The organism is Aquimarina sp. RZ0 (assembly GCF_008370685.1).
Classification (GTDB): domain Bacteria; phylum Bacteroidota; class Bacteroidia; order Flavobacteriales; family Flavobacteriaceae; genus Aquimarina.
Map to the genome: position 1 here is coordinate 1 of NZ_VTZU01000067.1, position 26,227 is coordinate 26,227.

General features: G+C 32.6%; 23 protein-coding genes. 9 read left to right on the forward strand and 14 right to left on the reverse strand.

The genetic code is table 11. The annotated features are described in order from the left end of the window. Positions 1-353: 353 nt before the first annotated feature. The 3 genes from F0000_RS20885 to F0000_RS28655 all read left to right on the forward strand — a co-directional run bounded on the left by F0000_RS20885 (position 354) and on the right by F0000_RS28655 (position 2,095). Entirely contained in the window at positions 354-1,103 is a 750-nt protein-coding gene (locus tag F0000_RS20885) for an acyl-CoA desaturase (protein ID WP_149626667.1), read from the forward strand. A 169-nt stretch (positions 1,104-1,272) separates the two neighbouring features. Further along, positions 1,273-1,764: a hypothetical protein gene (locus F0000_RS20890; protein ID WP_149626668.1), complete on the forward strand. Its 492-nt coding sequence runs from the start codon at positions 1,273-1,275 to the stop codon at positions 1,762-1,764. A gap of 139 nt (positions 1,765-1,903) precedes the next feature. Next, positions 1,904-2,095 carry a jacalin-like lectin gene (locus F0000_RS28655; protein ID WP_368668126.1) on the forward strand — a complete coding sequence of 64 codons (192 nt, stop codon included), beginning with the start codon at positions 1,904-1,906 and terminating at the stop codon, positions 2,093-2,095. A 695-nt stretch (positions 2,096-2,790) separates the two neighbouring features. On the opposite strand, the gene rpsA is transcribed toward F0000_RS28655, so the two are convergent. Together rpsA and F0000_RS27880 are read right to left on the reverse strand one after the other, a co-directional pair. Then, complete coding sequence (gene rpsA, locus F0000_RS20900; RefSeq protein WP_149626669.1) at positions 2,791-4,617, reverse strand: 30S ribosomal protein S1; 1,827 nt, start codon at positions 4,615-4,617, stop codon at positions 2,791-2,793. A gap of 321 nt (positions 4,618-4,938) precedes the next feature. Continuing rightward, positions 4,939-5,112, reverse strand: a complete 174-nt coding sequence (locus F0000_RS27880) for a hypothetical protein (RefSeq protein WP_188112207.1) — start codon at positions 5,110-5,112, stop codon at positions 4,939-4,941. Positions 5,113-5,836: 724 nt separating this feature from the next. Here F0000_RS27880 and F0000_RS20905 point away from each other — a divergent pair. Next, on the forward strand, positions 5,837-6,694 hold the full coding sequence (locus F0000_RS20905) for a M12 family metallopeptidase (protein ID WP_149626670.1): 858 nt from the start codon (positions 5,837-5,839) through the stop codon (positions 6,692-6,694). 251 nt (positions 6,695-6,945) lie between these two features. Here the strand turns inward: F0000_RS20905 and F0000_RS20910 are convergent, their stop codons facing one another. Next, positions 6,946-8,616, reverse strand: coding sequence for a T9SS type A sorting domain-containing protein (locus tag F0000_RS20910; RefSeq protein WP_149626671.1), 1,671 nt, complete (start codon positions 8,614-8,616; stop codon positions 6,946-6,948). A gap of 535 nt (positions 8,617-9,151) precedes the next feature. Here F0000_RS20910 and F0000_RS20915 point away from each other — a divergent pair. Together F0000_RS20915 and F0000_RS20920 are read left to right on the forward strand one after the other, a co-directional pair. Next, positions 9,152-9,559 carry a hypothetical protein gene (locus F0000_RS20915; protein WP_149626672.1) on the forward strand — a complete coding sequence of 136 codons (408 nt, stop codon included), beginning with the start codon at positions 9,152-9,154 and terminating at the stop codon, positions 9,557-9,559. 144 nt (positions 9,560-9,703) lie between these two features. Beyond that, a complete protein-coding gene (locus tag F0000_RS20920) occupies positions 9,704-10,102 on the forward strand; it encodes a hypothetical protein (protein WP_255452830.1) in 399 nt (132 codons plus the stop codon). Positions 10,103-10,751: 649 nt separating this feature from the next. Here F0000_RS20920 and F0000_RS20925 read toward each other — a convergent pair. From F0000_RS20925 to F0000_RS20935, 3 genes are all read right to left on the reverse strand, one after another. Continuing rightward, positions 10,752-11,273 carry a GNAT family N-acetyltransferase gene (locus F0000_RS20925; RefSeq protein ID WP_149626673.1) on the reverse strand — a complete coding sequence of 174 codons (522 nt, stop codon included), beginning with the start codon at positions 11,271-11,273 and terminating at the stop codon, positions 10,752-10,754. 42 nt (positions 11,274-11,315) lie between these two features. After that, positions 11,316-11,606 (reverse strand): DUF1272 domain-containing protein, encoded by a 291-nt coding sequence (locus tag F0000_RS20930; protein ID WP_149626674.1) that lies wholly within the window; start codon positions 11,604-11,606, stop codon positions 11,316-11,318. Between the two features lie 64 nt (positions 11,607-11,670). Further along, positions 11,671-12,330 (reverse strand): pyridoxamine 5'-phosphate oxidase family protein, encoded by a 660-nt coding sequence (locus tag F0000_RS20935; RefSeq protein WP_149626675.1) that lies wholly within the window; start codon positions 12,328-12,330, stop codon positions 11,671-11,673. A gap of 194 nt (positions 12,331-12,524) precedes the next feature. Here F0000_RS20935 and F0000_RS20940 point away from each other — a divergent pair, with 194 nt between their 5' ends. Continuing rightward, a complete protein-coding gene (locus tag F0000_RS20940) occupies positions 12,525-13,997 on the forward strand; it encodes a PLP-dependent aminotransferase family protein (protein ID WP_188112208.1) in 1,473 nt (490 codons plus the stop codon). A 10-nt stretch (positions 13,998-14,007) separates the two neighbouring features. On the opposite strand, the gene F0000_RS20945 is transcribed toward F0000_RS20940, so the two are convergent. From F0000_RS20945 to F0000_RS20955, 3 genes are all read right to left on the reverse strand, one after another. Then, positions 14,008-14,580, reverse strand: a complete 573-nt coding sequence (locus F0000_RS20945) for a pentapeptide repeat-containing protein (RefSeq protein WP_188112209.1) — start codon at positions 14,578-14,580, stop codon at positions 14,008-14,010. A 365-nt stretch (positions 14,581-14,945) separates the two neighbouring features. Then, positions 14,946-15,323: a VOC family protein gene (locus tag F0000_RS20950; RefSeq protein WP_149626678.1), complete on the reverse strand. Its 378-nt coding sequence runs from the start codon at positions 15,321-15,323 to the stop codon at positions 14,946-14,948. A gap of 296 nt (positions 15,324-15,619) precedes the next feature. Further along, positions 15,620-16,795 (reverse strand): proline dehydrogenase family protein, encoded by a 1,176-nt coding sequence (locus F0000_RS20955; RefSeq protein ID WP_149626679.1) that lies wholly within the window; start codon positions 16,793-16,795, stop codon positions 15,620-15,622. A 167-nt stretch (positions 16,796-16,962) separates the two neighbouring features. Between F0000_RS20955 and aroB the strand changes: the two genes are divergently transcribed. Beyond that, positions 16,963-18,036, forward strand: coding sequence for a 3-dehydroquinate synthase (gene aroB / locus F0000_RS20960; RefSeq protein ID WP_149626680.1), 1,074 nt, complete (start codon positions 16,963-16,965; stop codon positions 18,034-18,036). 59 nt (positions 18,037-18,095) lie between these two features. Next, positions 18,096-18,812, forward strand: a complete 717-nt coding sequence (locus F0000_RS20965) for a hypothetical protein (protein ID WP_149626681.1) — start codon at positions 18,096-18,098, stop codon at positions 18,810-18,812. 743 nt (positions 18,813-19,555) lie between these two features. On the opposite strand, the gene F0000_RS20970 is transcribed toward F0000_RS20965, so the two are convergent. The 5 genes from F0000_RS20970 to F0000_RS20990 all read right to left on the reverse strand — a co-directional run bounded on the left by F0000_RS20970 (position 19,556) and on the right by F0000_RS20990 (position 25,903). Next, positions 19,556-20,464, reverse strand: a complete 909-nt coding sequence (locus F0000_RS20970; protein WP_255452831.1) for a family 16 glycosylhydrolase — start codon at positions 20,462-20,464, stop codon at positions 19,556-19,558. Positions 20,465-20,859: 395 nt separating this feature from the next. Next, positions 20,860-22,533, reverse strand: coding sequence for an RICIN domain-containing protein (locus F0000_RS20975; RefSeq protein WP_149626683.1), 1,674 nt, complete (start codon positions 22,531-22,533; stop codon positions 20,860-20,862). A gap of 653 nt (positions 22,534-23,186) precedes the next feature. Beyond that, entirely contained in the window at positions 23,187-24,461 is a 1,275-nt protein-coding gene (locus F0000_RS20980; protein ID WP_149626684.1) for a TRAP transporter large permease, read from the reverse strand. Between the two features lie 4 nt (positions 24,462-24,465). Beyond that, positions 24,466-24,942, reverse strand: a complete 477-nt coding sequence (locus F0000_RS20985) for a TRAP transporter small permease (RefSeq protein ID WP_149626685.1) — start codon at positions 24,940-24,942, stop codon at positions 24,466-24,468. Continuing rightward, positions 24,929-25,903: a TRAP transporter substrate-binding protein gene (locus F0000_RS20990; RefSeq protein ID WP_223148931.1), complete on the reverse strand. Its 975-nt coding sequence runs from the start codon at positions 25,901-25,903 to the stop codon at positions 24,929-24,931. Before F0000_RS20990 ends, F0000_RS20985 begins: the two co-directional genes overlap by 14 nt. Positions 25,904-26,227 lie beyond the last annotated feature (324 nt).

Consider the following 26,227-nt stretch of genomic DNA (forward strand, 5'->3'; position numbering starts at 1 on the left):
CTCTTGCCGCTCATAAATTGTTCAAGAGCTTTCTTCTCTAGTTCTTGTTGTTCTGTATTTGTCATCTTATCTGAATAATGTGTAAATTAAAAATTTAGTATTCAGACAAGGTTATATTTACACTCTCCGATCTTCTTTATACAATTTGATATATTAGTTTAATCTATTCACAAACCCACTATTTTTCTCGCAATGCTATATACTTACTAGAAAATATAATTAAATTATAAACTCATACATCAGGTTTATATACGTATTTTTGCCGCATTCTAATGTAAACTTTTAAAAGTAATTTATTTTTATAAGAACGTTCACCATTAGAAATGATTATAAACTCAACATTGCTCTAGAAAATGGTTATCCTTATTTTTATGCTTGTCTTATGGTATACAGGCTTATTTTTTCAAAGTTTCTTTTTACATAGATATGCAGCACATCAAACATTTACCATGTCTGATTTTACTGAAAAAGTGTGTTTTTTTCTCACTTGGGTGTTTCAAGGCTCTAATTATTTAAGCGCTTATGGATATGGCATTATGCACCGATTACATCACGCATATGTGGATACAGAAAAAGATCCGCATTCTCCTAAATATGATAATAATATGTTTAGTATGATGTGGCGTACTAAAAACATATATCAGGATATTAATAATAAAAGGATTTCTCTGGATGAAAAATTCACTAAAAACGCTCCACAATGGAAATCATTTGATGCCTTTGCCAGTTCCAATTTTACTAGAATTGCCTGGGGGTTAGCTTATACCATATTCTTTTACTTTTTTGTTACTTCCTGGTGGCAATGGATGTTGTTACCTGTAGCCTTCTTTATGGCACCTATACACGGAGTTATCATCAATTGGTTTGGACATATCGTTGGATATACCAATTTTAAGGTTGATAACACTTCTAAAAACTTGTTGCCTATTGATTTCTTAATGATGGGAGAAGGTTATCATAATAATCATCACAAACATAGTGGCAGAGCCAATTTTGGAGGAGTACGATGGCATGAAATTGATCCTACTTATTATATCATGTTATTACTTAACGGATTACATATTATCCGGTTAAAAAAAAGCGCCGTTTCTGTAAAACAATAAAAATATTTTCTAGTAAACATGTTCCTAAAATAGGGGAAAAAGTAAAAATAAAACCCCTTATATAACAATACAACAGAAAAACCATAAAAAGCATAAGCATAACACCTTTACTTCCTAATAATTAATTGATTAAATTTTAATTTTAACTCTTAAATCTTAATCATTAATTATGAAAAAAACAGGCGTATTAGCGCTCCTTTTTATTGCGTATTTATCTACATCTTGTGAAAAAAAAGAAGTCAATGAAATATTGAATGAAAATATACAACAGGACACTCAAAAATTAACACATTATGATGAAGCAAATTCTTCATTAGTAGATTGGAATGATTTTCCTAAAGAATTAAAAAATGCAATTCCTTTAGAAAACAGTTCTTCTTATTCTAATCATAAAAACTCTAAAGCATTTTCTTATTCGGTTGGCCCCTTTGGCGGTGGTGATGGATCAGCATTTAGTGTGAATCCTCCAAGCGGCACAAAAATACACGCTATTGCAATAAGAGCTGGAAGTAAAGTAGATAAAATAACTATCTTTTACATTTCTCCTGCCGGTACCATTTATACAGGAACCGATAGAGGTGGAAATGGCGGTATATACCATATCCAATTTTTTTCTGATGATGAATACATTATACGATTTGTGATTAAAAAATTCGTATAAATTCATTGAATTATTTTTTCTTTATGCAAGGCAAAAAAATCTAGCATAGCTATAGCTACGGTTTATTTTTTAAACGAAGTAGAAAGGAAAAAGAAACGATGAATATGCGAAATTTTTAGTTATAAATCGTATTAGACGTATCGCTGGAAGAAGCGGAAGAGTATTAGATCGTATTTCAATCTATACTAACAAAAAATCCTTCTCTTATGGTGGTAATGGCGGGGCAGCATTTAACGTTTCTATCCTACCATCTGGTTTTCAGGTACTTGTATTTTTTGGTAAATCTGGAAGTTTAATTGATCAAATAGGTTTTTATATACATACTCTGTAAAGAACCAATTATTTATTTCTCTTAAAGCTTTAAAAATTAACTCATTACCGTTCATCATACATATTTATGATGAACGGTTTTTACTTAATGAACTCATCTTAAGTAATATTTTTGCCTACAAAATTTCCATTTTATACAATTCTCGATTTAAAATTATCTATTAAGCTTGCTATTTTACGTTGATATATAATGAAGTGATTTAAACTTTTTTGATTCTGACGAAAATTAGTTGTTTTTTAACTAATTGAAGTATTTTTTGAACTTCATAGCAACGCTACGAAGTACGAAAAATCGAAAACTGAGTAAACTACCTCGAGGCAAGCCCACAAGACATTTATTGAAGAAAACATTTTGATTTCGAGGCAAGCCTCGGAGCATTTAAATCTCGATTATCGAGTCAAAAAGAGCATTTTCATAGTGAATTTAAAAAAGTTTAAACCACGTCAATAAAAAGAAGCAACAAGATATACCATGCATTGATTTTTTTATCTAATAAAAAAATGGTTGCTTTCTGATTGAGTATTTTAAAAACTGAATTGTTATAAAATGTGCTACTAAAAACAAATAGCCTCCTAAGTGTAGAGAATACTGAAAATGATATTCAATTATTCGAGGAAGTACTGGTAAAAATAGTTAAAAAAAAGAGGCTATCAAAAATGACAGCCTCTTTTTATAGTATCTGAAAATTAGAGATTTTAGTTCCCTCCTTTTTCCATTTTAGCTTTAAGATCTGCTAATGCATCAATATCTCCAAGAGTGGTTTTCTCTGAGTTACTTGTTGCCGCCTTCTTAGCAGCTTGCTTAACAATCTTCGCCTCTTCTTCTTTGAATAAAGCTGTATGAGAAGCTACAACTCTCTTGAATTCTTTATTGAACTCAATAATTTGGAATTCTGCCTCTTCTCCTTTTGTCAGTTTGTTCCCATCTTCTTTCTCTAGATGACGAGATGGTACAAAAGCTACAATATCTTCATTAAATTCGATGGTAGCACCTTTGTCTACAATCTCAGTAATGGTATTGGTATGTTTTGTTCCGACTGCAAATTCAGTTTCATATTTATCCCAAGGATTTTCTTCAGTTTGCTTATGACCAAGACTTAATTTACGTCCTTCTACATCTAATTCAAGTACTATAACATCTAGTTTATCACCTACATTAGTAAAATCTGATGGGTGTTTAACTTTCTTAGTCCAGGAAAGATCTGAGATATAAATTAATCCGTCAATACCTTCTTCTAATTCAACAAACACTCCAAAATTAGTGAAGTTACGCACAATACCATTATGTCTTGATCCTACAGGATACTTTGTCGTAATATCAGTCCAAGGATCCGGAGTTAATTGCTTAACACCAAGAGACATTTTTCTTTCTTCTCTATCCAGAGTAAGTATAACCGCTTCTACCTCATCACCTACTTTTACAAAATCTTGTGCAGAACGTAAATGAGTAGACCAGGACATTTCAGAAACATGAATCAATCCTTCTACACCTTCTTCTACTTCAATAAATGCACCATAATCTGCAATTACAACTACTTTACCTTTTACTTTATCTCCAACCTTAAGCTCACTATTTAGCGCTTCCCAAGGATGTGCTTTTAATTGCTTAAGACCAAGTTGAATACGTGTTTTAGCTTCGTCAAAGTCTAAGATTACTACGTTTAATTTCTGATCAAGTTCAACAATCTCATTAGGATGGTTAATTCTAGACCAGGAAAGATCTGTAATATGTATCAATCCATCAACTCCTCCAAGATCAACAAATACACCGTAAGAAGTAACATTCTTAACAGTACCTTCTAATACCTGACCTTTTTCTAATTGACCAATGATTTCTTTTTTCTGTTCTTCAATATCTGCCTCAATAAGTGCTTTGTGAGAAACAACCACATTTTTGAATTCGTGATTTATTTTAACCACTTTAAATTCCATTGTTTTACCAACGTATGCATCGTAATCACGAATAGGCTTCACATCAATCTGAGAACCTGGTAAGAATGCTTCAATACCAAAAACATCTACAATCATTCCTCCCTTAGTTCTGCATTTCACAAAACCATTGACAATTTCTCCTGTATCATGAGCATTATTTACTCTATCCCATGCTTTGATTACACGTGCTTTACGGTGAGATAATATTAATTGCCCTGTAGCATCTTCACGTACATCAATTAATACTTCTACCTTGTCCCCGACTTTAAGATCCGGGTTATAACGAAATTCATTTAATGAAATAACACCTTCACTTTTTGCATTGATATCAATAATAGCATCACGATCTGTTAAATTGATCACTGTACCATCTACTACTTCGTCATTTAAAGTGTCAACAAAATTTTCTGCAACTAGCTTTTCAAACTCTTCGAGTTTGGAGTCTGCGATTGGGTCAATACCTTCCTCATAGTTGTGCCAGTTAAAATCTTTTAAAAATTGTTCAGGATTTTCCTGTTGAGGAGATACCGCAGGAGCTTCTTTTGGAGCCCCTACTTCCTGAACATCTGTGTTTTTTGTTTCTTCAGACATTGAAGATAAAATTTGTATCCTGTATCTATTTGAGAATCAAAGCGAAAATATATACAGAAGCGTTAAATTAATTTAAAGAATCCCTTTTTCATTCCCATACTCGCTAAAAAGGAGTGCAAAATTACAATTTAATTTAGTAGAAAACAAAAGATTAGTTATTAATATCTAAGCATTTGTAGCTATTCGTTTTTAGATAATTCTATAATTGATTAAGTACAATGTACATGTATCCATGACTAAAAGAACAAAAGCAATCAGTTAATATGCAGATACACGGGTGTATGAAAAATTTCCTGCTATACTGCTTTTTGACATAATTCTTTAATTTATGTTTTCTCTTTCACTTTTATATACTACTTTAATGTTGAAATCCTTTGATAGTCCATCGTTGTCCGGATAACTTGAGTCGTTGTTGTCGTCTGTCCTTACAGGATAATAATATATGGAGCCAGAACCTACGACTAATCCCTTTTCGGGATACTGATGATACTGCATTCTTTTTTATTATAATAATTCAAGAGTTTATTTCTATTTCTTTTTTTGCACTGCTTTGGTAATAGAATTTATACGATTTATAACTAAGAATTTCGCATATTCATCGTTTCTTTTTCCTTTCTACTTCGTTTAAAAAATAAACCGTAGCTATAGCTATGCTTGATTTTTTTGCCTTGCATAAAGAAAAAATAATTCAATGAATTTATACGAATTTTTTAATCACAAATCGTATTATTCCCTTGGCTTGCAATCAATCCACTTACATATTTTTTATTTGAGTTTTTGCTTTTAGGAATTTTTCCTACGGCTACGTGTAAGAGCTTGTTTAAAAACCTTACTTCTTGAAAACAAATATTTTAAGAACCGCGAGCTTACTTCAAATAATTAAAATATCTCGATATTCTCATCATTTGAAGTGTCCTCAGAACCTCAAACTATTGATTTTCAATTTGTATTCTTTTTAAACATACTCTAAAACTAAGCTTCCTTTCCAAACTTTTTTATCATAGCTGTATAGGTAGATTTATATTCATAACCATTCTCCATACGATTTGGGTTATATCCCCATGCATCTAAATGTTTGGCAAGTATTGTTGTTGCTTGCTATTTAGAGTCCATTATTTATTAATAAATTACAAAATTATTTAATAAAAAGGGGAATTTGTCGCACCCATAGATATACTTATTTAGATATATTTGCCGAACTAACTTAAAAACTTAAATAATGAAAAATTACTATTACTTGAAGCGACTAGCCGTATTGGCCATCGCAGTATCCATTACAACCACTTCTTGTGAAAGCGAATCCAAAGATGAATTATTCAATCAACAATCAATCTCAAATGATAAAACACAGTCGGAACTAGCATTTCCTGATCAAAAAGGCGACATGGTTACGATCTCTTTTGACGGACAAACTATTGAGGTTGAAAAAATTAATGATTCTTACGTAATGGAAGGTGATATTCTTATATCGAAAGAAGAATCAAGTAAAAGCACTGTTAAACCAGATAAATTATGGCCCAAAGGATACGTATACTATAGCATAAGTCGAAGTCTTCCTAACAAAAAAAGGGTTACAGATGCCATAGCACACTGGGAAGCTAACACTCCATTAAAATTTATTAGAAGAACCAATCAAAGAAATTACATAAATTTTGTAAAGGGTACAGGATGCTCTTCTTTTGTTGGTCGTGTAGGAGGCGCCCAAAAAATTAAATTAGGCAATGGTTGTACAACTGGAACTACAATACACGAAATTGGTCATGCTGTTGGTCTATGGCATGAACAAAGCAGAAAAGATAGAGATCGGTATATAAATATATTAACGCAAAACATAGAATCTGGTCGCGAATCTTATTTTAGAACATATGTACAGCGTGGTCAGAATGGGAGAGAATATGGCAGCTTTGATTTTAATAGCAGAATGCTGTATAGCGCTTACGCATTCTCTAAAAACAGACGCCCTACCATTGTAAAAAAGAATGGACGTCCTTATACAAATAACACTTCTTCCTTATCTCGAGGTGACAAACAAGGTATTCTTACATTATATAGAAACGAAGTTCGCCGACGCAACTAATAAGCTTTAGCAAATTATCTTGTTTAGTACTAAATAGAAAAGCTTTTAAAAAAAAGTCATTTTAACATATCTATTTTACTATCAAAAATAACACAAAACACCCTAATAATTTAATATAATTATTGGGGTGTTTTTATAAACCACATAGTTCTTTATACTACTAAATCTGTAACAAAAATTAGAGCTAATAAAACTGATAAAAATGGCTCAAATATTCCGTTTAGTATGTTATTGTCTAAAAAATAAAATAATTATTTTTTGATAAACTTCATCACCTTTGTTTCTCCGAGGTCTGTATATATTTTTACAATATAAGTTCCTCTTTCTAAATCCTTTGTTGACAAAATCATAGATGCTTGTATCGGATGGCTTTCTTGCATTATTATTCTCCCCTGTAGAGAATATACCTCTATCTTATTAACTGTTACTCTTTTGTTAATCTGAATAGTCAGCAAATCGTGTACTGGATTAGGAAACAATTCTATACCATACTCTTTTACAGTTTTTTTTAGTATTGGTAATTTAGCCGAGACGCAACGATCTTCTTTATATTCTACGCGCTCTACAGGGAGTTCAATTCTTCTGTAGTCTCTTACAAAAATTTGACGTGCAATTCTGGCAATACAAGGTTCATGTTTTTCTTCTTTTAGATCGATTTTTTCTTCACAAATGGTTTTACTCTCGCCATCCGCTGTGGTCTCTACCAGATATATATCCGTTCCTCCAGCTCCCAGAGATGTTGTAAATCCAGTAAATGCAAATCCATTATCAAAATCATCCTTAACCAATTCCATACCTCCATCCTGCTTTTCATCTCCATAATCACGAGCCCATTGCAGTGTGCTACTGGCATCAGTTTGAAACACTAAAGCTTTTCGGCTAGCACTGGAATGTTGTCCTACTACCGTATACAATTCGTTGCCTGTACTACTTTTTGATATCTGTAGACTATGCCCCATTTCTGTATATTTAGTTCCATAGGTTTTCATTCCTAAAAAACTACCATTAGAATTCATAAATAACAGAAATGCATCTTGAGAATTATTGATCCCGAAACTATTGGTATATCCTGTAATTACGTAATTACCTCTTTGATTTATTTTAACACAGGTAGCTACATTATTATGTCTTATAGATGGGTCTAATTCTTTTGGGTATCCCAATATTCTATCCCATTCTACTGTAAGATCAGCTTTGAGTTTCACAATGAAAATATCTGTAGCTGGATTTGTTAGTTGAGCACCTCCCCCACACCAATAATTAGTGGTAGATCCTACAATAATATAACCTCCATCTTTTGTTTGTTCAATCCATGACCCTTTTTGATTCCCTCTATTGCCAATTACTGTAGCTCTGGTAAGATTACCACTAAGATCTGTTCTAACAACATATATATTGTTTTCTGGGATAGCTGTATAACTCCTAGTTTCACCTACAAAAATATGCCCAGGTCTTCCATTTTCATCTTTAATATTTTGTACACAATTAGCTACATCTCGCCTTTCTCCCCCGTATACAGCTGCAAAAACAGGAACTCCTTGTATGTTTACTCCCGTAAGCAATGCATCCGCTCGCCCAAAACCAAAACTATTTGTAACTCCTGCAACGATATAAGTCGCTTGATTAATAGAATTTATATCCTTGTACTGGCGTACAGAATTAAAATAATCACGATTTCTACCTCCATAAACCCGGGACCAAATCTGATCCCCATCCAGATCCGTTTTTACTAAAGTAGCATCTAATCCTCCAAAAAATTGTTGACCGGTATATCCAGCTATCAGATATCCTTTCTCTATTTTATCAAGTTGGGTAAGAGCATTTCCCATTTCTGATCTTTCAGTTCCAAAGGAATGTTGGAATTGCGAAAAGCCCATGTGTATCACAAAACAAAAGGCTAGACTACATATTTTTTTTTTCATAATGATAAGGTTTTAATAATTTACTTAAAATCAATGTTTTACTATATTTTACATTTCAAATCGAATACTTAAATTTACGAAAACAATTTTCTTTTAATCGGGATTATTCCCCTAAATAAAAAAGGGACAAATCCCTGTTAAATAAAATGGCTAAACCGTAAAAAAACTGTAAACAAAAAAACTAAACTGCATATACAGATTAGAAATAGCTTAACATTGCATTCTTGAATTTCATTTAAAGACATCCTATACACTAACCAAGAATTACAAAAGCTCATACTTCTCTTAGTTCTATTTTAATCATAAATGGAGTAATATATCAGGATGTGACTTGTCAGGATATCATTTTTCTCAATTAGCACTCCGTAACACTAAATGTTTGACAGATTAACAATAATTAATAATCCTCCATATATCGCATTATTGCATTACCTCAAGTGCTGACTAAAGTTCATAAATAGTTTGTTGTTAATAGCAAAAACTCCTGCTAGCAGAGATTTTTTTTTGTAATTTAGTTTTTATGATAAAAAAACCTATGAAACCATATCAGATGTTTTTGGTTGTTGATGGCAGAAGGTTTCGGGTAGATGATTTTGTGATGACATCTCAGCAAGACCCTAATCATCCTGATTTTCCACAAAGCCCGTTTACCCATCATATCACTATAGGCATATATGCTACAGAAGAACTACAACATATTAACGGATGGCTGGCAGAGGGTACACAATACAAAAAAGTAACCACACATTACTATGAGTACGATGAAGAAATAATATGCCATACTTTTTATGATACTTGTTGTAGTGATTATAAAGAATATTACAGCCCTAATTTTGATGAGATTGTCTGCTCTGTGCAATTACATCCAGATAAAATGCACCACCATTACATAAACAACCCTGGATTAACTGCATTGATTAATAAGGATATTAATAATAAATAACACCTTTCGGTTCAATCTTCAAAATAAAAGCTAATTGTAGCTCGACAATTCCGAACTTTTGTTTTTAAATCCAAGAAAAAATATTTTTCTTAAAAGTAAATTCAAATTAGAATTGATATACATACTAAGAAACTTTATCTATTTTTGCCAATTAAATTTTTAGACTGGATGAAACTGGCACATCGATTTGGATTTTACTTTTTTGGGTTTATTATAGGGTTATTTTTGCTACTGTTTTTTCTTGGCGGCAAAAAGGCTTCCTGTGATTATACACCGAATGCCAGAGTATTAAAAAATATTAGAATAAAAAAACGTATATTTTCTGAATTAGCATTAGCATCAATGAGACAACTTACTATCGATACTGCTGATATTTCTAGAATATTAACAGAAGGTGCTGTAAATTTTGAAAAAAGTAATACTAATTTAGATTCCTGTAATACTTACTTTATAGAAGGTATAGCAAAAGAACATACTATAGGAATGCTAATCGCCAATTGTGACACGATCGCCAAAATCAATGCTCTAGAAATAATAAAATAGAACCTTTATATTCTAAACCAAAACTGTATCCAAAATCATTTTGGTTTTTTATGATTATTCCAAATAAAATTGACCGTAATCGAATTCAGATCCTTGGAGATAAGGAAAAAAAACGTTTTTTCTTTCTGAAGAAACTCTATTCCTCCTTAAAAAAACAAAACAAAATCTAAACAGTAGTCTTTAATAGTCTAAAATCAGTATCATACGATTTGTGATTAAAAAATTCGTATAAATTCATTGAATTATTTTTTCTTTATGCAAGGCAAAAAAATCAAGCATAGCTATAGCTACGGTTTATTTTTTAAACGAAGTAGAAAGGAAAAAGAAACGATGAATATGCGAAATTTTTAGTTATAAATCGTATCAAGTATAGCATTTTCTGATTTCTTACGACTATTGTGGAAATTTGGATTTAGCGCTCTTAAGATAATGGATACAGGTTTTTTTTAGATATAAAATACCATAGAGCAAAGATATTCTGGAAACACTAGATATCTAGAAAAAGGCAAAGATGATTGATGATACATATCAAGCATTAACACAGCTGAAATAATTAATTATCAACCATTAGACATAAGAATCGGCTCAACTACACTAGAGCTTAAAATTAATGTCTCACCTATGATTTTCTATCAAAAAAAGAACATGATCATTTTAAATACTTACCCATCACCCAAAATTCAAAATTTTCTTTACCAATACTAAAAGGATGTTCTCCAATAATGTTATAATCATTCTTTTCATAAAATTGTATGGCTTTAGAATTAGATTTTAGCACAGATAACCATATATAATCAGTATCATTGGCTATAGCTTCACTACAAATACGCTTTTGTAATTGTGCACCTATACCTCGGGATAAATATTCCTTAAGAATATAATTTTTTTGTAGTTTACAGCTATGTTCGGATTTCACAAATTCTGATGGTGAATTCAATTGTATTTTAGCATATCCAATAGCATTATCACCATAATGAGCAATCCAATATAGATTATACGATTTACTGATACTACTTGTAAGTTTTTCAATAGAAAATGTGCTACTTAGATACTCAATAAGATCGCTTCGATCTCTGAATAAATAACCGAATGACTGATCAAATGTTTTTTTACCCAGGTAAGAGATCTCAGGCACATCTTCTACATTGGCAATACGTATATGTACATCCATTCTTTACCATATAATGATTAGACTCACACTTATTCTAAAAACCTACCTTTCCCTGGAAGTCAGATTTTTAAAGGTTTCTAATAATTCCTTAAAACTATCTTTATGCAGCGGTTTATGAATTATCTCGGCACTTACTGGATATTTCTCTAAAAGATGTGAAGGTCTAGTTGGGCGTTTGCTAAAACCACCCCCACAATTAGAGCATACATTATATAGAATGGTATCTACGCAATCTTTACAAAATGTACATTCAAAAGTACAGATCATAGCTTCCTTGCTATTGTTCGGTAATGCCTTATTACAATTTTCACAAGTGGGTCTTATTTCTAACATATTGATATGGTTTATTTACATAATCGGGATGAGGAGTCAAAAGATAGGTTCTAAAATGAAAAATCTATTGATTCTTTTCTACATAGGTCAATACTGCATCAGGTATTTTTGTCCCTTCCTGTAAATCTGGTTCTGAAACTGGCGTACAAGCTATTTGCCTAATAGGTACGACTCCAGCCCAAATAGGCAACTCATAATCTTCTTTCTCATCAACCACCCCTTCTGCTCTCACCTTAGCTGAAGCTGTGTCAATTTTAATTGCCATCACCAAGGTCGCATTGAATTCTTTTGTATTAGGCTGCCTTATATTCTCCCAATGATCCGGAATCATATGGTTAAGAATACATTTCAATGCGTTCATCTTTTCATAGGGATCATCCACTAATCGCACTTTTCCGAATATGGTAACTGATCGATAGTTCGCAGAATGATGAAAAGCTGACCGTGCCAGAACCAATCCATCCAGATGTGTTATAGAAATACTGATTTCACCAGTTTCCAGAAGACTCGTCATCATTCTGTTTTTTAAAGATCCGTGTATATAGATTGTATCTCCTTCTCTGCCATAAGCAGTCGGTATTACTATGGCTCTATTCTCAAATACATATCCTATATGGCACAAAAATGCTGCATCTAGAATCGTATTGATTTCTTCTTTATTGTAGGTTGCTCTCTTGGAGCCTCTAATTACTTTATTAAGATCGTTAACCTGATACGCCGACATTTGCTTATTCTTTTTAAAATTACTGAACTTTAATCTATTATGGCAAAAAATATGGGATGCAAAATTTACAAACACTCTATACCATTTCGTTTTTTTAATTACATCAAAATTATTAGTTTTATGGAGCATTAAACCAATCCAGTTTGTATATTATGAGTAGTCCGGTTTCTTTTCCGTTTAAAACCAGTATCATTTTGAACCGCAGTATAAACCGTCATCTTTATTTACAACTTTGTGATCAGATAGTTGGCTTTATTAAATCAGGTAAACTTTCTCCGTCTACTAAATTACCCGGGTCGAGAAAACTATCCGAAGATTTAGCTATTCACCGCAAGACAGTTGTATCGGCTTATGATGAATTAATAGCCCAGGGATGGATAGAAAGTATCGCAGCAAAAGGAACTTTTGTAAGTCAGGATTTACCTATTATCACTCCAAAACAGCTTCATAAGTCTTCCATATTCAAAGATGTTATAAACATTGGTGGTTTTAAATTCAAACACAGATCTCATCTGAAACGAAAAAGAATCGCCTCTGGAAAAGATTTCCTAAAAGTAGGAGATGGTGCTCCTGATCACCGCTTAGCTCCCATAGAGGATATAGCGAGAATCTACAGAAATTATACCAAGAAGACTCATTACAAAGAATTGCTTGCCTATGGCGATATATATGGAAACATAGAATTGCGTCAGGCGTTGGTATCTTATCTAAACCAAACCAGAGGGTTAAAAATATCTGTAGATAATGTTTTAATCACCAGAGGAAGCCAAATGGGTATTTATTTGGCAAGTCAGTTATTACTCAATAATCAAAAAACGATCATTACAGGTAATACTAATTATATGACAGCGGACACTACCTTTATAGAAGCTGGAGGTATTATAGAACAAGTATCTGTAGACAAATATGGTATCAATACAAACGAAATTGAGACACTTTGTACATCTAAACAAATTAGTGCTGTATACGTCACTTCTCACCACCATCATCCTACAACAGTGACACTATCTGCAGAACGACGTATGCATTTATTAAACCTGGCATACACGTATAAGTTTGCGATTATTGAAGATGATTATGATTATGATTTTCACTACAGCAACGCTCCCATTCTTCCATTAGCCAGTAATGATAACTACGGAAATGTGATTTATATTGGTGGATTTACTAAAATTATTGCTCCTGCACTTCGTATAGGCTATTTTATTGCTTCAAAAGATGTTATTGATGAAGCTGCTAAACTGAGAAGGATTATAGACAGACAGGGAGATACTTTATTAGAGCAAACGGTAGCCAGAATGATTATAAACGGTGATGTTCAAAGACACAGTAATAAAGTAAAAAAAATCTATAAAACGAGACGTGATTTATTCTGTAAACTTCTACAAGAAAAATTGGGGAGCTATTTTATATTTAAAATTCCTAAAGGAGGTATGGCGGTTTGGGTTCGATTGGATACCAGATATAACTGGGATACAGTCATGGCTGAAGCCTTAAAACATCAGTTAGACTTTAATCAGGAATGGAAACGTTATGACAATGACAATTCTGGCCATAACGGAATTAGAATGGGTTTTGCTGCTCTTAACGAGGAAGAAATCATAACAGTTATTAAAAAACTAGAACTCATTATGAAAACCGTAAGTATTTCAAAAACTACTCCTTAAAAAAAATATTTTATTGCACTATTATATCATACTTTCTCAATAACCCAGACAATCCTTGTTTAGAGAATTTAGCTTTTTTTAATCGATTCCTGGCTGGATCAATATCAAAATTTGATGCTGTAGTAAAGTCAACCTTTTCTGCTATTGTATTCACAAAAATTGTATTCGACAAATCGCTGTTCAAAAAACTGGCACCTGTAAGATTCGCTTCTGTAAAATCTGTGCCATTAAGTTTGCAATCATCAAATTGTATGTTCTTTATCTCAAAACCGTAAAAAGAAGAATAATCAAGTAGACAACCTTTAAACTTTACAGAAAACATAAAATCATCACAGCTAGCAAAATTTGCTCCTACCAACTTACATTCTTCAAAAAAACATTCATCTCTAAATGCAGTTTGCTTGATCATTACTTTTGTAAAATTGCAGCCTATAAATCTACATTCCAAAAAAGTAACAACAGACATATCTGTCTCCATAAAATTACACTGTTCGAATATGCAATTATCATACTCTGTAGAAGATAACTTTTGCCCAGAAAAGTCTTGATTTGTAAATGTCTTATCGATTATTGGAATACTCATAATAATTGGTAGCTGATAGTTTATGATGGGTAGTAAATTACCTCGGGACAAGCCTGCGAGGCATTTATTTAAAAAAAACATTTCTATTTCGAGGTAAGCGTCGGAGTGTTTACCTCTCGATTATTGGGTAAAATACTAATTTGTTATAAAATATCTATTCTTTTATTTTAAGAAATAACAGTCAACGATTCTAATGGCCCCATCTTGAGTAGTGATTTTCAACCGAAAATCTTGGCTTTTGTACCATAATGAAGTAGGCTTTTTTCAGCATAGCCATACGATTAAAAAAAACGACAAAATTAGTAAAATGTAAATTTTGTCGGTCAAAACATTGTTCAAGATGAGTTCATAATCAAACCTGCTATCTAATTTATTCGCCAGGGTGGTTTTTTTCTATTCGCTCCGCCAAAATACAAAATAATCTGATTTCCATCAGGATCTCTAAGTCTTGCTTCTCTCCATAGCCAACTTTGATCTTTTGGTAGCTGTTCAAACAAGACTCCTTCTTTTTTCAACCTTGCTACTTCCTGATCTAGTTCTTCTGTTTCAAAATATACATAAATCCCATTCCCATCTGGAAGCGCTTCTACTTGATGGATAGAAAAAGTAGCCTCTCCCGTTTTACATTCAAAACGTGCATAATTAGGCAAAGATTTCACAATTAATCGAAGCCCTAGTTTTTCATAAAAAGCAATTGATTCTTCTACATCAACAGAGGGTACAGTAACTTGATTTAAATTCATTATTCAGAATAGTTTAGTGTATTACATTATCAATATCTGCATCAAAAATTTTAGTACTAATTCTGTTTTAAAAATACGCAAATAAAAAAAGTAATTTGAATGTACAATATTAAAACAGAATAGGATACTATAAATAGTAAAACCCGCTGTGCATTTCGTCATTTTTTGGATAAGATTCGTCAGTTCGAGGCTTCCGATAAAATTTAGGAGAAGTGTATCGAGAATAAAATTTTAATCCAAAAAAGCTCGGATTGACGCTTTTTTAATATAATTTTTTATAAATGCGCAACAGGTCATTATAATTTCCTGCGCTTCTTTTCTTTGGTAAGCAGATCTAATTCTCTTGTAGTCTGTCCGGATACCGATGTATTTTCTTCTGCTCTGCGAATTAGATACGGCATCACATCTCTGACAGGACCAAAAGGTAAATATTTTGCAACATTATATCCTGCTGCTGCCAGATTAAAACTTATATGATCACTCATGCCATACAGCTGACCTAACCATACTCTCGAATCATTTTTGTTAATTCCCAAAGTCTTCATTTGCGCTATAGCTTTGTAACAACTTTTTTCGTTATGAGTTCCAATAAAAACAGAGATGTCCTGTATATTCTTTAATACATATTCTAACGTAGTATCAAAATTATCATCTGTAGCTGCTTTGTTTTTGCATATAGGTGTAGGATATCCATTCTCTTCGGCACGATTGTTTTCTTTTTCCATATATGCGCCTCGCACAACCTTTACTCCGATTTTAAAATTAAAAACTTTAGCCTCTTCGTGTAATCGCTTTAAATATGCCAAACGATCATGCCGATATAATTGTAATGTATTGTAAACAATTGCTTTTTCCTTATTATACTTACGCATCATTTTTGCAACTAAATCATCAGCTGCATCCTGCATCCAGCTTTCTTCTCCATCGATTAACAAAGGAACGTCACATTCATACGCTTTTTTACATACCCTATCAAAACGTTCCTCTATCCTGCTCCATTCTTCCTCTTCCTCTACAGTAATTTTTTTTTTCTCTGTTTTCTTTTGCCAGATGGAAAACCTCCCAAATCCCGTTGGTTTAAATACCCCAAAAGGAATTGCTTCTTTTTGATCTACAAAATCTAAAATCTTTAATATTTTCTCATACGCATTGTCAAATTGCTCTTCTTCCTGTTTTCCTTCTACAGAATAATCTAAAACCGAGTACACTTTTCCTTTTTCATACATCTTTGCTACGACACCCAGACAATCTTCTTCATCAACACCTCCACAAAAATGATCAAAAACAGTTGCGCGGATCAACCCTTGTACGGGTAAATGTGCTTTTAATGCAAAATTTGTTACCGCAGTTCCTATTCTTACCAGAGGTTCATTAGCGATCATTTTAAAAAGAAAGTAGGCTCTTTCGAGTTCAGAATCACTTTTTAATGCAAAAGCAGTTTCTGTATTATTAAACAATATATATTCCTTCATTAAGCATATTTTTTTAAATATCCATAACTATTGTACCAATTTCGTCAAGAAAATAATGGTATTATCAGCTACTATCTAATTGTTTTAAGATATCTGCAAATATAGAACTTGGAAGTTTATTTTATTACAAATTCTGTTTAATTTCGCATCATACAAAACCACCTTTTATGGAGCCTATAGTTTCTAAAGATTCTATCGTATATTTTAATGATGAATGTTATACCGCGCTGAATTCTTATTTAGAAAAAGCAAATCATTCCAGCATATTTATTCTTGTTGATAGTAATACTTATGAGTGCTGCTATGCACATTTTATAAGTAAAATCGAAAAAGAATATGCTATAGAAGTTATTGAGATTGAACCTGGCGAAATTAATAAGAATATTGATACTTGCAGTAGTATCTGGAATGTTCTGGCAGAATATGGCGCTGATAGAAAAAGCCTTCTCATCAATCTGGGAGGTGGTGTCGTAACTGATCTTGGTGGTTTTATTGCCTGTACGTACAAACGTGGTATCAATTACATCAATATACCCACGTCTTTGTTAGCCATGGTAGACGCATCTGTTGGAGGAAAAACAGGGGTGGATTTGGGTAACTTAAAAAATATGGTCGGTGTCATCAGTGAATCCGAAATGGTATTAGTAGACCCAGAGTTTCTAGGAACTTTACCCGTAAACCAAATGTGTAGTGGTTTTGCAGAAATGCTAAAACATGGACTAATACAAGATAGAGCATATTGGGAAAAGGTGAGTGACCTTTCTAAACTTACCACCGATGATCTTGATCAATTAATATATGATTCTGTAATCATCAAGAATAAAATTGTAACAGAAGATCCTACAGAACAAAACATCAGAAAGTACCTGAATTTTGGTCATACACTAGGTCACGCAATAGAATCATTCTATCTAACACATCCTGAAAAACCTACATTATTACACGGGGAAGCAATCGCCATTGGCATGATTATGGAAGGGTTTCTTTCTTCTAAACTACTTTCTGTTTCTGATGAAGATCTGAAACAAATCAGTACCGTTATCCTGACTACATTTCCAAAAGTGAATATTGATCCTAAAGACCATAAAGAGATTATGGAACTCCTAATTCATGATAAAAAAAATGAAAAAGGAAATATCTACTTTGTACTTCTAAATACGATTGGTGATGCCACCTACAATTGCACTGTTTCTGATGATTTAATTATTAAATCATTTGAGTATTATGATTCTTTATCGTAGTCTTTTTTAGTTATAATTTAATCTTATACTTCTTTACCGGTCATAAAACTCTAAAAATTTTGAAAAAAAGACTTTTTAAACTACTCAAAATATTCTCAGTAAGTTTACTGACTATTGTTGTCTTTTTACTTATAATTCTCTATTTTTCTCTACATAAGAAAATCCCTGATGGAATCTCTGGAGCAGATGCCGATCAATTGGCTCTAAAAATACAGGAAGCTGTGCATTATGAGAACTTCCTGACCACAGATTATATTCAATGGACATTTCGTAATAAAAACCATTATATCTGGAATAAAAAAGATGGATTTGTAGAGGTTAGCTGGGATGAATATATCGTAAAACTTTCTCTTAGTGATCCACACAAGAAAAGCTTACTACTTAGTCAAAATAGTTTTTCTGAGCAAGAACGACAAAAAATTATACAAAAAGCATTGGATTATTTTAATAATGACTCCTTTTGGATAGTAGCGCCTTTTAAATTATTTGACACAGGTGTTTCCCGGCAATTGGTATATCTCGATGATGGTTCTAAAGCACTACTTGTCAATTATAATTCTGGAGGCACAACTCCTGGCGATTCTTATTTATGGAAAACAGATAACAACTATATTCCTACTAGCTATCAAATGTGGGTATCGATCATTCCTATTGGTGGTATAGAAGCGAGCTGGGAAGATTGGATCCTAACAGAAAGTGGTATTTATCTACCGCAACAGCACAAATTATTAGGTTTTGGGATTCCTATTACCAATCTAAAAGCCTGGAATGATTAGTATCAATATCTGATCATATAATCTCATTAACAGACCGAAGTAGTTTAAAAGTTTATGTCCGAATTTTTCGAAAGACGGTTAATAGACTTGTAATCAATGTGCTTTTTAGAATTATTCCTAAAACAATCCTTATTGTATAAATAGAAATCAGAAGTATTATATTGTGCTTCTTTTTGTTATAAAAAAAAGGTACGACAACCCGTTTTTTGAATCAAATGAAGACTAAATGAGTCAAAAGAAATGTTTTAAGTAGGAAGAAATTGTCGTACCCGAAAAAAGAAGTGTTTATTTTTAAAAAAACTATTGTTTCATAAACTTAACTACATTATTATTAATTTACAGAAGGTATAATCCCGATGATAGTGCTGTGGTGTTAATTACATTATTCCCAGTATCTACACTCCCACTAATTATATTATTTATAAGGTTTGTTCTTAAAAGTATTTAAATGTTTCATTTTAAACTGATTTTTAAGCATTAACAGATAACATTGTACTTTAAATAATAAACAGTTTAAAACACTTTTCCCCTAAACGAAAAATAAAAAAAATTGAACAAAGAGTTTGTTTTTTAGTTTTATTTGCTGGCAAAAACATAAAAAATCTAATCATCATTATTCTTCATACAATACTATTATTATTCTTTATTTGAGCCCTCTTAAGAAGACTGGTATACAAATATTAATAAAAAAAGGGTGACACTAATACTAGTCATCACCCTTGTCATTATTTATTTTGTATTATTTATTCTTCTACCAAAATATAAGTATGTATCCAATCAACTTTCATAGTATTTATAGAATCATCAGACAGATTTTCCTTTTTGGCAAGACCTCCAAGCCAATCGGCATCAAATGTCCATAAATCCCAAATGATATTCAAATCTCTTGTAAATTCTCTAGCAGAAACTACACTCCCTGCAGGTTCTCCATCAAGAAAAAATTGAATATTGGTCGCATCTTTCCACCAAACACCAACGGTATGATAGTCTTCATTCCAAGGTACTCCTTGTGATGGGTTATCATCGGATAGCTTTCTATTATCAAAATTACCCTTGGCTCTTCTTGTATCATCATTTACAACATGAAAATATTGTGAATTCATTTGCCATGGAAAATCAGGTTGGCAATCGCAAGATGGATTAGAATTGTTCTCTATCACATCAATTTCATCTCTATTAGAGATATTACCATTATTTAACCAAAAAGTGTTATATGCAGAAATATGTGCTGTTTTTATTCTACTTTCGGTATACATTGGATATTTAATTTGAGTCTTGGATTGCACTCTTGAAGTTTCAAACCACCTTTCTGCACCATCATCAAGGGTTGCTTGTATCCATAAATTTCCATCAGCTACTCCAGAATTTTCGGCTCTCATTTGAACAGGAACTCCATAATTCCATAAAGGTTTGAACCATTTATCCTCATCAAAGGTACCATCAAACTCATCCGTAAGTTCAGGAACTGCCTGCCACTTCATACCTTCGGGAGGCGTTGGGGGCGTAAGAGTACTATAATCTATAACTGGTGGCGGATTTCCATCTGTAGTTGGGTTCTCAGAACTTCCCGGATCTTCTTCATTGGAGTCATCGCTTGAACATGAAAAGAAACAAATACATATGACCAGTACCAGCAAATTTGTAAATCTCAATTTTTTAACAATTTTCATAATTACTTTTAAAGAACGAAAATGTCAACTATGTTTAACCTAAACTGTTAAAAAAACAAACAATTGTTAACAATTTTAAAAAATCAGATCGTGGTAAGCATTTAAATCCAGATCATTAAGTAAAAAGTAAGCTATAGAGCAACCACAGCTTACTTTTTTATCTAAACAAGAAACTATTGCTTTTTTATTGAGTATTTTAAAGACTGAAATTAGTATTAGAACTCATCCTGAGTAATGCTTTTGCTCTCAAAATTTACATTTCGTATGGTAATCCTGACATTTTTTAACAAGAACGGCTACTAAATTCTCCTTATTAGTAAGACTAAAGCAAAGTGCTTTGGTTAAAAACCGCTACTTAGAATGAGTTCCATAAAAATTTATTGTTTAGCAAATTTTATCACTTGGTTTCCATCTATTTTTAGTAAATACATACCAGATGGCAAGTCTCCTACATTTAATATCAGATCGTCATCGGTAGATTTTATATTCATATCAATAATGATTTTTCCGAACATATTAATTATTTTCAGATCGCGACTTCCTTTAGCAAGTTTAGAAATATTAAGTATATCACTTGTAGGATTAGGATATGTAAAAGATGCCAAAGATGTAGTATCATTAGAATCAAAAGGTAGATCATCAGAAAAAACTTTCCCTGGACTCAATATCCAAAAGCGTTGATTTTGATTCGAAGCATTACAATTCCACTGCTGAAATTGAATATTATTTGCTATATTTCCTGCTGATAAGTCTATACATCTACCAGATTTTTTATTTACAAATGAAAACTGTCCATTACCACGATCAACTCTTTTCCAACGTTGGTCATCGGAATTATTGCAATTCCACTGTACAAGTTTTGCGCCATTAGCAACACTTCCTCCGGCAACTCCTATACACCTCCCAGATCTAACATTTTTAATTTCGGCAAATCCATTTCCTTTATCTACAAAAGACCATTCTCTGGCATTTCCCTCTCTTACGGGATGATTTACAATTGCCACACCATTCCCTGAAGAACCATTAAGAGGGGATATCCATTTTCTAGACTTCACAGAAGCGATATTATATGAATTACCAGTACCTCCTCCTCCATTTCCAGAACTTATTGGTTTATAAACCCGTACCCAATCAATACCAAATATATTACGGTTATTTGCATCATTAAGTTCTGTTGCATTCGGAACAATTCCGGCATCTGTTCTCCAGGATTGTTGCTCCATATTTATAATAATATGCATTCCTTTATTAAGCCCTGTGCCATTTGTATAGTTGTATTTATCAATTATATTAAAATTGCGTGTTTCATTTACAGTATTTCCATCACCATCCAGATAAGAATGCGAATTCTTTTTAATGGTTCGTACAAGTTTTCCATCAATGTAATATTCCAAATGCCACGGGTTTTTCCAGTATACTCCTATTCTCAACCAATCACCTCTCCATGTATCTCTACTGTTTTCGAAATGCCAGGTTCCAGGAACGTCCTCACTGTCTCTTGGTTGATAATCCTGAAAAGGATTTCTAATAAATACGTGATGACTGAGATGTATTCTCTGATCAAACCATTCTTGTCCAGATCTATCTGTGGGATACGCTTCTAAAATATCAATTTCCTGAGTAAGGTCTGGGCTTAGCATCCAGATGTTATTCGCAAGCGTACAATTTGCTAATCTCACTCTCGCCTCTAAAAATAACGGAAACTTAACCGTTTGTTTAGAAGACATACATCCCATAAGAATTTTATTACTTCCTTCTTTTTGATGTGCCTGTATAGCAAGTATCCCGTCGCTTGCCCATACATGACCCGGATTCCATTCTGTAAGTGACGGTCCAAACCAATTATCAATATAAGAGTCTTTCCATCTACTAGTAAATTGACTTGGTTTTCCTGTTGGATTTGCCGTATAATTAAAACTATCAGAGATGGATTGCAATTTCCAGGTTTTTCCATTACCAGGATCAGCTGGAACTGCTACCCCATTCCAATCTTGGGAAAATGCCTGCATGACTGTTAGGAAACAAAATAAAAATAAAGTTTGTGTTTTCATAATTGAAATTTTATAGTTAATTTATTATCAATTAAATAGTTAAGTATTAAAATTACTTATGATATATCAATAAAAATTCAAGTATTTTACCAAACTCTTATCTCATATTGGCATTTTGCTTTAAAAAAAATAGTATGTATGGTTTTAAATTTTTAACAATAAGCATTCCACATAAATACCTGTAAAACAAATACATATACTTTTACAAAATCAACTATTCATATTTCGAAATTTCTATCCCTAAAAGAGCTTCGTTTAAAAAATCTCATTTTAGCAAAGACTAAACTATCTCGGGGCAAGAATACGAGGCATTTATTAGAAAAAAACATTTCGATGTAGAGGCTAGCCTTCTATAAATCTCGATTATAGATTTTAAAAATTGAAAAACAATACAAGGGAGATAAGCTTAATGTCTGTATGCTAGAACTTATAAAAGAAAATTATGTTTTTATACTGTATTCATAGATAAAAATCAAGCATAACTGTCCAAGGGTTTAATCTATTTTGAAATTAAAGCAAAAAAGAAATTTTATCCAAAGGATACAAAAAGTGCCTCATCCGGTCAAATTTTCAACTCATTTTCGGTTAAAAATAAAAAGTCAAGATGAGTTTCTATGAATGATATTAGACTACCATTTAATCCTCATCGATAATCAATCCATCAATAGTCTTGGTAGAAAAAGTGAAATTTCGGGAATTAAGGTTACTAAAATAAGTACTACCAAGCTAATTAATAAAAAAGGTAATCCTGCTTTACTGACTTTGGTAATAGAAACTTTTCCGATACTAGAAGAAACAAAAAGGCATATCCCCAAAGGTGGAGTTGTTAAACCAATCATTAAATTTAAGAGCGCAATAACTGCAAAATGAATAGGATCTACCTCTACTTCTAATGCCACTTTTAAGAGAATCGGAAACAAGATTAAGAGCGCAGCGATCGTTTCCATAAAGGTTCCTATAACGATTAATAAAAGGTTGATCAATAACAATACAACATACTTATTCTGAGAGAAAAGAATAATCTCATTAGAGATAAGTTGAGGCAGTTGTTCTATAATTAAAATCCATCCAAAAAGATTAGCGAAACCTATCAAAACCATTAAGGAAGCCGAAGTTTTCATAGAATCCAACACGATTACTAAGATTTTTTTGAAATTTAACTTTCTATAGATCAAGGTACCTACTAATAAAGCGTATAATACTGCAATTATTGATGCCTCTGTAGGAGTAAAGACCCCTCCGATAATTCCAAATAAGATTATAAAAGTCATGAGTAGTGACCAAAATGTATCCAAAAAACCGGTAAAAACCTGTTTTAGCGTACTTCTTTTAAGTTTAGGATACTTACGTTTTACCGAAATAAAATAAGTCACAAACATGAGACTCAATCCTAACAAAAGACCTGGAATGGCACCTGCCAAAAATAACTTCCCTACAGATAATCCACTCAAAGTAGCTGCTATAATCATAGGCACACTTGGGGGAATAATAGGTCCTACAGTAGATGATGAGGCCGTTACTGCACAGGAGAAGGCTGCATCATACCCTTCTTTTTTCATTGCTGGAATCATTACCGATCCGATGCTGGCAGTATCAGAAATGGCAGTACCAGAAATACCAGCAAAAAGCATAGAAGCACCAATATTTGCCAAAGCCAGACCTCCTCGTACATGACCTATCAAATGATTACAGAAGGTAATTATTTTCTCCGTCAGTCCACCTTGATTCATCAAATTACCTGTTAGAATAAACCCGGGAATACTTAATAAAACAAATACATCAATTCCTGAGTACATTTTCATAGGAATTACTGCAAAAGGGATATCTGCAACAAAAAGATATACCAAACAAGAAATACCCAATGAAAAAGCTATAGGAAATCGAAGTAATAAGCAAGCAACAAATAAAGAGATAAGCAGCCAAATCATATAACTATTTTTTAGTTTTAAAAATCATTATCATTTTTACTATTGCATACAAAGTAATAGAAAGTCCCAGCAGTGGCATGCTAATAAATGCTATACCCATCGGGAATTTCATGCTAGGAGATTGTTCTTGCCACCCAGAACCTACTAATAACAAACCATATACAGAAAAAACAGTAAATAATAGTATAATACATATATAAGTCACTTTTAGAATAAGATCCTGCCATTTACCTGAGAATTTCTGGAAAATAAAATCAAAGTACACATAAAAATTACCTTTCATCGCAAGACCCGAAGAAAACGCTATGGCAAATACAAAAAATAAACGTGCTGCTTCTTCTGTCCATGATGGAGCTTTTGCCATAAAAAAACGACCATATATCTGAATCAGTGTGGTAATTATAAAACTCAATGTACTCAGTATGGTTCCAGCTTTTAAGAAGATACCTATCCCTCTTTGAATTTTTCTAATTTTTTTCATGAACTGTTTTTATGGTCTTATAAATTTCTTGCATTTCTGGAGATAGCGTATTGTAAATAGCTGCTCCACACGTCTGTATAAAAGCTGCATTGTCAACATCTACAAAGGTCATACCTAATGCTTCCAGCTCTTCTTTGATTTTCTTTTCATTTTCTAAAAAAAGTGTACGTTCATAAGCTTGCATATCAACCGCTGCCTGAAGAAATATTTTTTTGAGGTCATCCGGAAATTTTTGAAATTGCTTCTCCCCTATCACCGGATACGTCCAGCTTACCACATGACCGGTAAGGTTGACATATTTCTGAACTTCATAAAATCCTGAAACCTTAATTAATGCCAATGGATTTTCTTGTGCATCGATTGTTCCTTGCTGTAGTGACGTAAATACCTCAGAAAAAGCCATAGGAGTTGTTTTGGCTCCCAGAGCCTCCCAGGCAGTTACAAAAGAAGGTACATTAGGAACTCTAAGTATTAACCCTTTTAAGTCATCCGGATGTTTAATTGGTCTATTAGAAGTCAAATGTCTGGCTCCTGCCTGAAAATAACCAAGAGGACGCAAACCGGTTTTTTCTAACATTTCTTCTTCTATCCTTTTTCCCAAAGGACCATTAATAAGATCGACAACCTGGTCAGGATTTTCTAAAAGAAAAGGCATTTCGCAAAAGGTCATAATCTCTGTCCAATTACTTAACAACGAACTTGTCGTTGTCATATCAATTACTCCAGTCTGAATCAATCTGATGGCTTCAATCTCCTTTGCTAATTGCTCTGAAGCATAACTATGTAGTACAATTCTACCTCCTGAACGTTCTTCTAATAGCTTTCCGAAATATTCAAAAGCCTGAAACCAAGTATGATCTTCACCGACCAAAAGACTAGCCCTTATCAAGATTTCCGGTTCTTTTTTATAATTACAACTCCCTAGAAATAAGAAGCTACTTGTAATTAGAATATATTTCAAATACAGTTTCAAGGATATCGTATTCACCTTCAGTAAATTTATTATCGACAATATAGCCAACAATATACTACCTTTATAGAAAAAGATCCTACTCTTAAAGTTTTGTTTAAAAACTTATTTTTTTGTAAACTTTCTTATAGAACTCATCTTGAGTACCGCTTTGACCTACAAAATTTACATGTTTCACACTAATTTTGTTGCAAATATAAATGCATGAAAATGCATTTTAATACAGATATATGCTAAGAAAATTGTAATACAGTAAACTACCTCGGGGCAAGCTCACGAGGTATTTATTGGAAAAAACATGTTGATTTCGAGGCA